This window comes from Streptomyces pathocidini (assembly GCF_001418495.1).
Taxonomy (GTDB): domain Bacteria; phylum Actinomycetota; class Actinomycetes; order Streptomycetales; family Streptomycetaceae; genus Streptomyces; species Streptomyces pathocidini.
The window spans coordinates 1-10,993 of sequence record NZ_LIQY01000187.1 but is presented as its reverse complement, the minus strand read 5'-3'; the positions used below and the strand labels follow the sequence as shown (position 1 = coordinate 10,993).

Genomic DNA, 10,993 nt, shown 5'->3' with positions numbered 1-10,993 from the left:
GTGGGGGCAGGGAGTCCGGCGGTGGGTCGGGGAGTTCGGTGTCCCGCGGCCAAAGAGGTCCGAGGCCACCCCTTACGTTAAGGCCCGGCGGCGCCTACCCTGATCCCTGCTCGAGGTTACTCGCCAGTTAAATATTGGGCCGAAGAACAGCTCCCAGTTACCAGCTCCCGCAGTGGCCCAGGCGCTGCCGTGGAGCACGGAGGAAGTCGTGAGCGACACCCAGACGTTGATCGAGAACCGGCCGCCCTCCGTGGCGACGCTCTTCCTGGAGCGGGTCGATGCGGCGCCGGATGCCGAGGCCTTCCGGTACCCGGTGCCCCCCGCGTCCGGTGAGGGTCCCGACGACTGGCGTTCGCTCAGCTGGAGGCAGTCCGCGGACCGGGTGCTGGCCATCGCCGCCGGCCTGATCGACCTGGGCGTACGGCCCGAGGAGCGGGTGGCCATCGCCTCCGCGACCCGGCTGGAGTGGATCCTCGCGGACCTCGGCATCCTCTGCGCGGGCGCCGCGACGACCACCGTCTACCCGTCCACCAACGCCGAGGAGACCGTGTACATCCTCGCCGACTCCGGCAGCAGGGTGCTGATCGCCGAGGACGCCGCGCAGCTGGCCAAGGCGCGCGAGCGGCGGGCCGAACTCCCCGACCTGGCCCATGTGGTGGTCGTCAACGAGGAGGACGCGATCCCCGCCGAGGGCGACCCCGGCGGCTGGGTGCTCACGCTCACCGAGCTGGAGCGGCGCGGCGCCGAGCACCTCGCGGGCAACCCGGACGTCGTCCGCAAGCGGATCGACGCGATCACTGCGGGCCAGCTCGCCACGCTCATCTACACCTCGGGAACCACCGGGCGCCCCAAGGGGGTTCGGCTGCCCCACGACAACTGGTCGTACATGGCCCGCGCCATCGAGGCCAGCGGGCTCGTGACCCACGAGGACGTGCAGTACCTGTGGCTGCCGCTGGCGCACGTCTTCGGCAAGGTGCTGATCTCGGCGCAGATCGGGGTCGGGCACGTCACCGCCGTCGACGGGCGGATCGACAAGATCATCGAGAATCTCCCGGTGGTCAGGCCCACCTACATGGCCGCCGTGCCGCGGATCTTCGAGAAGGTCTACAACGGCGTCGCCGCGAAGGCGCGGGCGGGCGGCGGGGCCAAGTACAAGATCTTCCAGTGGGCCGCCGGGGTGGCCCGCGAGTACGCGAAGGCGACCCAGGACAACCTGCGGCGCACCGGCACGGCCTCGGCCCCCACCGGGCTCGCGCTCAAGCACGCCGTCGCCGACAAGCTCGTCTACGCCAAGCTGCGCGAGGCGTTCGGCGGGCGGCTGCGGGCCGCGGTGTCCGGCTCCGCCGCGCTTGCGCCCGACATCGGCTACTTCTTCTCCGGCGCGGGCATCCACATCCTGGAGGGGTACGGGCTGACGGAGTCCAGCGCGGCCAGCTTCGTCAACCCCGGGGAGAACTACCGCACCGGTACGGTCGGCAAGCCGCTGCCCGGCACGGAGGTGCGGATCGCCGACGACGGCGAGATCCTGCTGCGCGGGCCCGGGATCATGGAGGGGTACCACGGGCTGCCGGAGAAGACCGCCGAGGTGCTGGAGTCCGACGGCTGGCTGCACACCGGCGACATCGGCGAGCTGTCGCCGGACGGGTTCCTGCGGATCACCGACCGCAAGAAGGACCTCATCAAGACCTCGGGCGGCAAGTACATCGCGCCGGCGGAGGTCGAGGGCCGGTTCAAGGCCGTCTGCCCGTTCGTCTCCAACATCCTCGTGCACGGCGCCGACCGGAACTTCTGCACGGCGCTGATCGCCCTCGACGAGGCGACGGTGACGGGGTGGGCCGCGGAGCACGGGATGGAGGGCAAGCCGTACGCGGACGTCCTCGCCTCCCAGGAGCTGGAGGCGCTGATCGCGGGCTATGTCGACCGCCTCAACGAGGGGCTGCAGCGCTGGCAGACGATCAAGAAGTTCCGCATCCTGCCGAGGGATCTCGACATCGAGCACGGCGAGCTCACCCCGAGCCTGAAACTGAAGCGCCCGGTCGTGGAGCGCGAGTACCGCCACCTCCTGGACGAGATGTACGACGGCGCCCGCGAGTCGTAGCCGCCGGTGCGTGAGGCCCGGGGAGCGCCCCCGGGCCTCACGCACCGGCCCCCCGGGCCTCAGCGAGCGGCCCCCGGGCCTCACCGGTGAGACGGGTCCTCCGGCCGGGGGACAATGGGGGAATGCCTTCTGTGTTGCCCGATGGTGAGAGCGTGCCCCAAGACGGCGCGCTGCCTCCGCATGCCCTTGAGGGGGCGGACCGGCGGCCGCTCGGCTTCTATCTGCACGTGCCCTACTGCGCCACCCGCTGCGGGTACTGCGACTTCAACACCTACACCGCCGGTGAGCTGCGCGGCTCCGGCGGAGCCCTCGCCTCCCGCGACAACTACGCGGAGACCGTCGCCGAGGAGATCCGCCTCGCGCGGAAGGTGCTCGGGGACGACCCCCGCCCGGTGGAGACCGTGTTCGTCGGCGGCGGCACGCCGACCCTGCTGCCCGCCGCCGATCTGGGCCGGATGCTGGCCGCGATCCGGGACGAGTTCGGGCTCGCGGCCGGCGCCGAGGTGACCACCGAGGCCAACCCGGAGTCCGTCGACCCGCGGTATCTGGAGGAGCTGCGCGGCGCCGGCTTCAACCGGGTCTCCTTCGGCATGCAGAGCGCCCGGCAGCACGTGCTGCGGGTACTCGACCGCACGCACACCCCCGGCCGCCCCGAGGCCTGCGTGGCCGAGGCCCGGGCCGCCGGGTTCGAGCACGTCAACCTCGACCTGATCTACGGGACCCCGGGGGAGAGCGACGACGACTGGCGCGCCTCGCTGGACGCGGCGATCGCGGCCGGCCCCGACCACGTGTCCGCGTACGCGCTGATCGTCGAGGAGGGCACGCAGCTCGCGCGGCGCATCCGGCGCGGCGAGGTCCCCATGACCGACGACGACGTGCACGCCGACCGCTATCTGATCGCCGAGGAGACGCTGTCGGCGGCCGGCTTCGGGTGGTACGAGGTGTCCAACTGGGCCACCACGGCCGCCGGGCGCTGCCGCCACAACGAGTTGTACTGGACCGGCGCCGACTGGTGGGGCGCGGGCCCGGGAGCGCACAGCCACGTCGGCGGCGTGCGCTGGTGGAACGCGAAGCACCCCGGCTCGTACGCGCAGGCCCTCGCCGAGGGCCGTACGCCCGGCGCGGGCCGCGAGGTGCTGGCGGCGGAGGACCGCCGGGTCGAGCGGATCCTCCTGGAGCTCCGGCTGCGCGCCGGCTGCCCGCTGGGCCTCCTCGCCCCGGCGGGCGCCCGCGCCGCCGAACGCGCCCTGGCGGACGGCCTCCTGGACCCCGGCCCGTACGAGGAGGGGCGCGCCGTCCTGACCCTCCGCGGCCGCCTCCTGGCCGACGCGGTCGTCAGGGACCTGGTCGACTAGACGGGGCTCGTCAAGGACGATGATGGGCCGACGGCTCCCCGCGTCTGCGGGGCCAACGCCCTGCTCGGCAGTGTCGACGAGCTGATCGACGGGGGGACCTCCGCTCACCGGAGCCGGGCCGGTCGGCCCACCACCCGGGACAACGGATGTTCGCGGGTCGGCGTTACACCCGCTCAGGGCCGCCGACGGTCACGTGGTCGATCAGTTCCTCGACCCTGCCCAGCAGCTCCGGTTCCAGGTCCTTGTAGGAGCGGACCGAGCCCAGGATGCGCTGCCAGGCCGCGCCCGTGTTCTCCGGCCAGCCCAGGCCGCGGCAGACGCCCGTCTTCCAGTCCTGGCCGCGCGGCACCGAGGGCCAGCCCGCGATGCCGACCGAGGCAGGTTTCACGGCCTCCCAGATGTCGATGTACGGGTGCCCCACCACCAGCACGTCCGAGCCCGTGACCTCGGCGGCGATGCGGGACTCCTTCGAGCCGGGCACCAGGTGGTCGACGAGGACGCCGAGCCGGGCGTCCGGACCGGGGTCGAAGGCCTTCACGATGGCGGGCAGTTCGTCCACACCCTCCAGGTACTCCACGACCACGCCCTCGATGCGCAGGTCGTCGCCCCACACCCGCTCGACCAGCTCGGCGTCGTGCCGCCCCTCGACGTAGATCCGCCCGGCCCGCGCCACGCGCGCCCGCGCCCCGGGCACGGCGATCGAGCCCGAGGCCGTACGGGCCGGCGGGTGGGGGGCCGGGGAAGCCGCGGAGGGGCGTACGAGCGTGACGGCGCGGCCCTCCAGGAGGAAGCCGCGCGGTTCCATGGGGAAGACCCGGTGCTTGCCGAACCGGTCCTCCAAGGTGACCGTCGGCCCCTGGGCCGTCTTCTCGCAGCGAACCACTGCTCCGCAGAAACCGGTTGACACCTCCTCGACCACGAGGTCGGTCTCGGCGGGCACTTCGGGGACGGGCGCGGGCTTCTTCCACGGCGGGGTCAGATCGGGCCCGTAATGACGGCTGCGCATCCGGCAGACCCTAATGCGGCGGTCGCCGGGCCGCATCCGGATCCCCGCTACGACACGCCGAACCGGCTTGCCAGCCGAGCACGTTGGGCCCGGACGAAGGCGGCGCCGACCACCGCGCCGTGCCCGGGCACGTAGAGCGCGTCCTCGCCGCCGAGGTCCAGGACGCGGTCCAGGGCGGCCGGCCACTGGCCCGGTACGGCGTCGGGCCCGGCCTGCGGCTCGCCCGACTCCTCCACCAGGTCGCCGCAGAAGACCACGTTCGGGGCGCCCGCGCGGCCGGGCACCAGGACGGCCAGGTCGTGGCCGCTGTGCGCGGGGCCGACGTTCGCCAGCACCGCCTCGCGCCAGCCGCCCAGGGAGACCGCCAGATCCCCGCTGATCAGGTGGCCGGGCCGGGGCAGCAGCCCGACCGCCTCCTCGGCCGCTTCCCGGTCCACTCCGTGGGACACGGCGTCCTCGCGCAGCGCCGCCCGGCCCCGCTCGCCGCCCAGCATCAGGTCCATCCGAACCGCGCCGTAGATCCGGGCCCCGGTGAACGCGGCGGCGCCCAGGACGTGGTCGAAGTGCGGGTGGGTGAGCGCGAGATGCGTCACCCGGCGGCCCAGGACCCGCTCGGCGGCCGTCCGCAGTCCGGCCCCCTCGCGCAGGGACGAGCCCGCGTCCACCACCAGCACCGCCGCCGGGCCGTGGACCACGCCCGCGGTCGCGTCCCAGCCGGGGAGCCGGCGGCGCGCGACGCCGGGGGCGAGCGGCTCCCAGCCGGCGGCCCGCCAGGCCGCCTCCTCGGAGCCGTTCCCGGCGCGCTCCTCTTCCCAAGTGCGGTCCATACGACGACGCTAGTCGCAGCCCGGTACCGTTGCCCGCTGCCGGGACCACGGACGGCCTCGTCGCGGGGCGTTGTCCACAGGGTCAGGTCCGGCCTTGCCCTGCCGCCACCACCCCGCCGTACACTGGCTCGGGAGGAGCTGGCACTCGGCGCAGGTGAGTGCCAGGCCCGCGAGCGGGGAACGAGCCCGGGAAGCCACATGGGAGGTGCGCGCATGCTCAGCGAACGCAGACTCGAGGTGCTGCGCGCGATCGTCCAGGACTACGTGGGCACGGAGGAGCCGGTCGGCTCCAAGGCGCTCACCGAGCGGCACGGGCTCGGCGTCTCCCCGGCCACCGTGCGCAACGACATGGCGGTCCTGGAGGAGGACGGCTACATCGCGCAGCCGCACACCAGCGCGGGCCGCATCCCGACCGACAAGGGCTACCGGCTGTTCGTCGACCGGCTGGCGGGCGTCAAGCCGCTGTCCCCGGCCGAGCGCCGCGCCATCCAGAACTTCCTGGACGGGGCCGTCGACCTCGACGACGTCGTGGGGCGCACGGTCCGGCTGCTCGCCCAGCTGACCCGGCAGGTGGCGGTCGTGCAGTACCCGTCGCTGACCCGGTCCACGGTGCGCCACGTCGAGCTGCTGTCGCTGGCCCCGGCCCGCCTCATGCTCGTGCTGATCACGGACACCGGGCGGGTCGAGCAGCGCGTCGTCGACTGTCCCGCGCCGTTCGGCGAGACCTCGCTGGCCGACCTGCGGGCGCGGCTCAACAGCCGGATCGTGGGGCGCCGGTTCGCCGACGTGCCGCGGCTGGTGCAGGACCTGGCCGACTCCTTCGAGGCGGAGGACCGCGGCACGGTCTCGACCGTGCTGGCCACGCTCCTGGAGACCCTGGTCGAGGAGACCGAGGAGCGGCTGATGATCGGCGGCACCGCCAACCTCACCCGCTTCGGGCACGACTTCCCCCTCACGATCCGGCCGGTGCTGGAGGCGCTGGAGGAGCAGGTGGTGCTCCTGAAGCTGCTCGGCGAGGCCAAGGACTCCGGCATGACCGTACGAATCGGGCATGAGAATGCTCACGAGGGACTGAATTCCACGTCGGTCGTCGCCGTCGGTTACGGTTCGGGCGACGAGGCGGTCGCCAAGCTCGGCGTGGTCGGACCGACCCGCATGGACTACCCCGGAACGATGGGAGCGGTACGCGCAGTGGCACGTTACGTCGGACAGATCCTGGCGGAGTCGTAAGTGGCCACGGACTACTACGCCGTCCTCGGCGTGCGCCGCGACGCAGGGCAGGACGAGATCAAGAAGGCGTTCCGGCGCCTGGCTCGCGAACTGCACCCGGACGTCAATCCGGACCCGAAGACCCAGGAGCGGTTCAAGGAGATCAACGCCGCTTACGAGGTGCTGTCGGACCCGCAGAAGAAGCAGGTCTACGACCTCGGCGGCGATCCGCTGTCCGGCGCCTCGGCGGGCGGTGCGGGCGGCTTCGGCGCCGGGTTCGGGAACTTCTCCGACATCATGGACGCCTTCTTCGGCACCGCCTCCCAGCGGGGTCCGCGCTCGCGCACGCGACGCGGCCAGGACGCGATGATCCGGCTCGACATCGAGCTGGACGAGGCGGCGTTCGGCACGACGAAGGACATCCAGGTCGACACCGCCATCGTCTGCACCACGTGCACCGGCGAGGGGGCGGCGCCGGGCACCTCGGCGCAGACCTGCGACATGTGCCGCGGGCGCGGCGAGGTGTCGCAGGTGACGCGGTCCTTCCTCGGCCAGGTCATGACCTCGCGGCCCTGCCCGCAGTGCCAGGGCTTCGGCACGGTCGTGCCGACGCCGTGCCCGGAGTGCGCGGGCGACGGGCGCGTACGGTCGCGCCGTACGCTGACCGTCAAGATCCCGGCCGGGGTCGACAACGGCACCCGCATCCAGCTCGCCGGCGAGGGCGAGGTCGGTCCCGGCGGCGGCCCGGCGGGCGACCTGTACGTGGAGATCCACGAACTGCCGCACCCGGTCTTCCAGCGCCGCGGCGACGACCTGCACTGCACGGTCACCATCCCCATGACGGCGGCGGCGCTGGGCACGAAGTGCCCGCTGGAGACGCTGGACGGGCTCGAAGAGGTGGACATCCGGCCCGGGACGCAGTCCGGGCAGTCCATCCCGCTGCACCAGCGGGGTGTCACGCATCTGCGCGGCGGCGGGCGGGGCGACCTGATCGTCCACGTCGAGGTCCAGACCCCGACGAAGCTGGACCCGCAGCAGGAGGAGCTCCTTCGCAAGATCGCGGAACTCCGCGGCGAGGAGCGCCCCGCGGGCCACTTCCAACCGGGCCAGCAGGGCCTCTTCTCCCGCCTGAAGGACGCCTTCAACGGGCGGTAAGCCCTTCCGGCGGATTCCCGGGGTGCCCGGTCGCGGTAGTCGGGCGCCTTCCCGAAGCCCGCGTAACTTGCGGCGAGTTGGGCTCCCCCAGCTACCGCTGGGAGGTGCCCCCACCCGGGCTCCGCCACCGTGGTCGCGCGCCGCGGCGGCGGGAGTGTTTCCGCCGGAGGCGGGAGCGAGTCCTGTCCGGGGCGGGGCGGCCAGGCGTCCGCCCGCCGCCGCGGCGGAAGAGCACCGGCCGCGGCGGCCGGACGCAGGAGTTCGGCGGCGCCGAACCGGCCCTGCCGTGGTCGGCCGCCCCGCGCGGTCGGACCGTCGACTCGGCGGCGAGCGGTGGTCAGGGCCGCCCCGCTGAGCGCCGGTGGCTCGTGACACCATGTGGGCATGTCCTCCGTGTTCGGTGAGTTGTCCGCGTATCCGATCGTGCAGGCCCCCATGGCCGGCGGTGCCTCGCGGCCGGAGTTGGCCGCGGCCGTGGCGGACGCGGGTGCGCTCGGGTTCCTGGCGGGCGGCTACAAGACGCCCGAGGCGATGTACGAGGAGATCAAGCGGCTGCGCGGGCTCACCCAGCGGCCGTTCGGCGTAAACCTGTTCATGCCGCAGCCCTCCGCCGCCGACCCGGCCGCCATCGCCGTCTACCGCGAGCAGCTGGCGGGCGAGTCGGCCTGGTACGAGACGCCGCTCGGCGACACCGACCGCGGCACCGACGACGCGTACGAGGCCAAGCTCGCGCTGCTGCTCGACGACCCCGTGCCGGTCGTGTCCTTCACCTTCGGCTGCCCGTCCCGCAGCGTGCTGGAGGCGTTCGCCAAGGCCGGGACGCTGACCGTCGTCACCGTCACCACCCCGGCCGAGGCACAGGCCGCCGAGTGGTCGGGCGCCGACGCCGTGTGCGTCCAGGGGGCCGAGGCCGGCGGCCACCAGGGCACGCACCACGACGACCCGCGGGCCGACCAGGCCGCCGGAATCGGCCTGTTGACGCTGATCGCCCTGGTGCGCGAGGCCGTGCGGCTGCCGATCGTGGCGGCCGGCGGGCTGATGAACGGCGGGCAGATCGCGGCCGTGCTGGCCGCCGGCGCGGCGGCCGCCCAGCTCGGCACGGCCTTTCTCGTCACCCCCGAGTCGGGCGCGAACACCGTCCACAAGCGGGCCATGACCGACCCGCTGTTCACCGGTACCGAGCTGACCCGGGCCTTCTCCGGCCGCCCGGCGCGCGGCCTGGTCAACCGCTTCATCCGGGAGCACGGCCCGTACGCCCCGGCCGCGTACCCGCAGATCCACTACATGACCGCCGGGCTGCGCAAGGCCGCGGCCACGGCGGGCGATCCGCAGGGCATGGCGCTGTGGGCGGGCCAGGGGCACCGACTGGCGCGGGAACTGCCCGCTCGGCAGCTGGTCGACGTCCTGGTCGCCGAACTGGAGGCGGCGCGCGGCCCGGCGGGGAGCGAAGTCCGGCCGGGGGCCGTGTCGTGACGGCGCCGGTGTTCGTGGTCGAACAGGTCCCGGACGGGGCCGAGTTCGTGCTCGACGGGCCCGAGGGGCGGCACGCGGTCTCGGTGAAGCGGCTGCGGCCGGGCGAGGACGTGGTGCTGACCGACGGCCTCGGGCGCTGGACGGCGGGCGTGGTGCGCGCCGCCGAGGGCAAGGACCGGCTGGTGGTCGCGGTCTGCGGGGTCCGCGCGGAGCCCGAGCCCGCGCCGCGCGTCACCGTCGTCCAGGCGCTCCCCAAGGGCGACCGGGGCGAACTGGCCGTCGAGACCATGACGGAGACCGGCGTCGACCGGATCGTGCCGTGGACCGCCGCGCGCTGCATCACGCAGTGGAAGGGGGAGCGAGGGGCGAAGTCGCTCGCCAAGTGGCGGGCCACTGCGCGGGAGGCGGGGAAGCAGGCGCGGCGGGTGCGGTTTCCGGTCGTGGACGAGCCGATGACCACGCACCGGGTGGGGGAGCTGCTGGCGGGGTCCGCGTTCGCGGCCGTTCTCCACGAGGAGGGGAGTACGCCGCTGGCCACGGCGGAGTTGCCCGCCTCGGGGGACATCGTCCTGGTCGTGGGGCCCGAAGGGGGCGTCGCCCCCGAGGAGTTGGACGCCTTCGCGGCGGCGGGCGCCCACCCGTACCGGCTGGGCCCGACCGTCCTGCGCACCTCCACCGCAGGCACGGCGGCGACGGCTCTCCTCCTGGGCCGCACCGGCCGCTGGTCCTAGCGGCCGGGGCCCCGGCGTGGCCGGGCGGGCTCGGGCGGTGGCCGAACCACGACCCGCGTACGGGGGGAACGGCTGGTGGGGGCCCCGGCTCGTGATTATCGTGGCGGGGTGACGCTGCCTTCGTATCTCCGCCATCCGCATCCGCACGGCGAGTTGCTCGCCTTCACCGCCGAGGACGACGTGTGGGCGGCGCCTCTGGACGGGGGCCGGGCCTGGCGGGTGAGCGCGGACAACATGCCCGTCTCGTACCCGCGGATCTCCCCGGACGGGGAGCGCATCGCCTGGACCTCGACCCGGGACGGCGCACCCGAGGTGCACGTGGCACCGGTCGACGGCGGACGGTCCACCCGGCTCACGTACTGGGGCAGCGCCAAGACCGCCGTACGTGGCTGGACTTCGGGCCAAGGCGGCCGCGCCGGCGTCGACGGGGCCCCCGCCGCCACCGGCGGCGCCCCCGCCGAGGTGCTCGCCATCAGCACGTACGGGCAGGCCTCCCTGCGCCGCACCTGGGCGCGGGCCGTCCCCCTCGACGGCGGCCCGGCCCGCACCCTGCCGTACGGGCCGGTGGGCGACGTGGCGTACGGGCCCGGCGGGGCCGTGCTGCTGCTGTCGGCCACGATGGGCCGCGAGGCGGCTGCCTGGAAGCGCTACCGGGGCGGCACCGCGGGCAAGTTGTGGCTCGACCCGGACGGCGGCGGCGCGTTCGAGCGGCTCCACGCCGACCTGGACGGGAACCTGGAGTGCCCGCTGTGGGTGGGGGAGCGCATCGCCTTCCTCTCCGACCACGAGGGCACCGGCGCCCTCTACTCCTCCCTGCCCGACGGCTCCGACCTGCGCCGCCACACCCCGCTCGGCGGCTTCTACGCCCGCCAGGCCGCCACCGACGGCAGCCGCGTCAGCTACGCCTCGGCCGGTGAACTCTGGCTGCTGGACTCGGTGTCGGAAGCGGCCGAGCCGCGCCGCCTCGACATCCGCCTCGGCGGGCAGCGTGCCGACCTCCAGCCGCGCCCGGTGCACGCCCCGGCCTACCTCGGCGAGGCCCGGCCCGACCGTACGGGCCGCGGCAGCGCCGTCGAGGTGCGCGGCTCGATCCACTGGGTCACCCACCGCGAGGGCCCGGCCCGCGCGCTCGCCGCCGA

Annotated in this window: 8 protein-coding genes and 1 pseudogene; 7 read left to right on the top strand and 2 right to left on the bottom strand. The window is 74.1% G+C overall.

Annotation, left to right across the window (positions count from 1 at the left end):
• The first annotated feature begins 208 nt into the window (after positions 1-208).
• Both AOK16_RS10990 and hemW read left to right on the top strand, forming a co-directional pair.
• Complete coding sequence (locus AOK16_RS10990; RefSeq protein WP_055472068.1) at positions 209-2,098, top strand: AMP-dependent synthetase/ligase; 1,890 nt, start codon at positions 209-211, stop codon at positions 2,096-2,098.
• Between the two features lie 122 nt (positions 2,099-2,220).
• Entirely contained in the window at positions 2,221-3,453 is a 1,233-nt protein-coding gene (gene hemW, locus AOK16_RS10985; RefSeq protein ID WP_055472067.1) for a radical SAM family heme chaperone HemW, read from the top strand.
• 163 nt (positions 3,454-3,616) lie between these two features.
• Here hemW and AOK16_RS10980 read toward each other — a convergent pair whose 3' ends face one another.
• Together AOK16_RS10980 and AOK16_RS10975 are read right to left on the bottom strand one after the other, a co-directional pair.
• Positions 3,617-4,459 carry a DUF3097 domain-containing protein gene (locus tag AOK16_RS10980; RefSeq protein WP_055472066.1) on the bottom strand — a complete coding sequence of 281 codons (843 nt, stop codon included), beginning with the start codon at positions 4,457-4,459 and terminating at the stop codon, positions 3,617-3,619.
• A gap of 47 nt (positions 4,460-4,506) precedes the next feature.
• Positions 4,507-5,286, bottom strand: a complete 780-nt coding sequence (locus tag AOK16_RS10975; protein WP_055472065.1) for an MBL fold metallo-hydrolase — start codon at positions 5,284-5,286, stop codon at positions 4,507-4,509.
• A gap of 213 nt (positions 5,287-5,499) precedes the next feature.
• On the opposite strand from AOK16_RS10975, the gene hrcA reads away from it, so the two are divergent.
• From hrcA to AOK16_RS10950, 5 genes and pseudogenes are all read left to right on the top strand, one after another.
• A complete protein-coding gene (gene hrcA, locus AOK16_RS10970; RefSeq protein ID WP_055472064.1) occupies positions 5,500-6,516 on the top strand; it encodes a heat-inducible transcriptional repressor HrcA in 1,017 nt (338 codons plus the stop codon).
• The gene (gene dnaJ, locus AOK16_RS10965; RefSeq protein WP_055472063.1) at positions 6,517-7,650 is read left to right on the top strand and encodes a molecular chaperone DnaJ; all 1,134 of its coding nucleotides are present in this window, start codon (positions 6,517-6,519) and stop codon (positions 7,648-7,650) included. It begins immediately after the preceding gene.
• A gap of 384 nt (positions 7,651-8,034) precedes the next feature.
• A complete protein-coding gene (locus AOK16_RS10960; protein WP_055472062.1) occupies positions 8,035-9,123 on the top strand; it encodes a nitronate monooxygenase in 1,089 nt (362 codons plus the stop codon).
• Positions 9,120-9,854 (top strand): 16S rRNA (uracil(1498)-N(3))-methyltransferase, encoded by a 735-nt coding sequence (locus AOK16_RS10955; RefSeq protein WP_055472061.1) that lies wholly within the window; start codon positions 9,120-9,122, stop codon positions 9,852-9,854. The genes AOK16_RS10960 and AOK16_RS10955 overlap by 4 nt, the downstream gene beginning before the upstream one ends.
• Positions 9,855-9,962: 108 nt before the next feature.
• Positions 9,963-10,993, top strand: a pseudogene (locus AOK16_RS10950) (PD40 domain-containing protein); the annotation flags it as partial.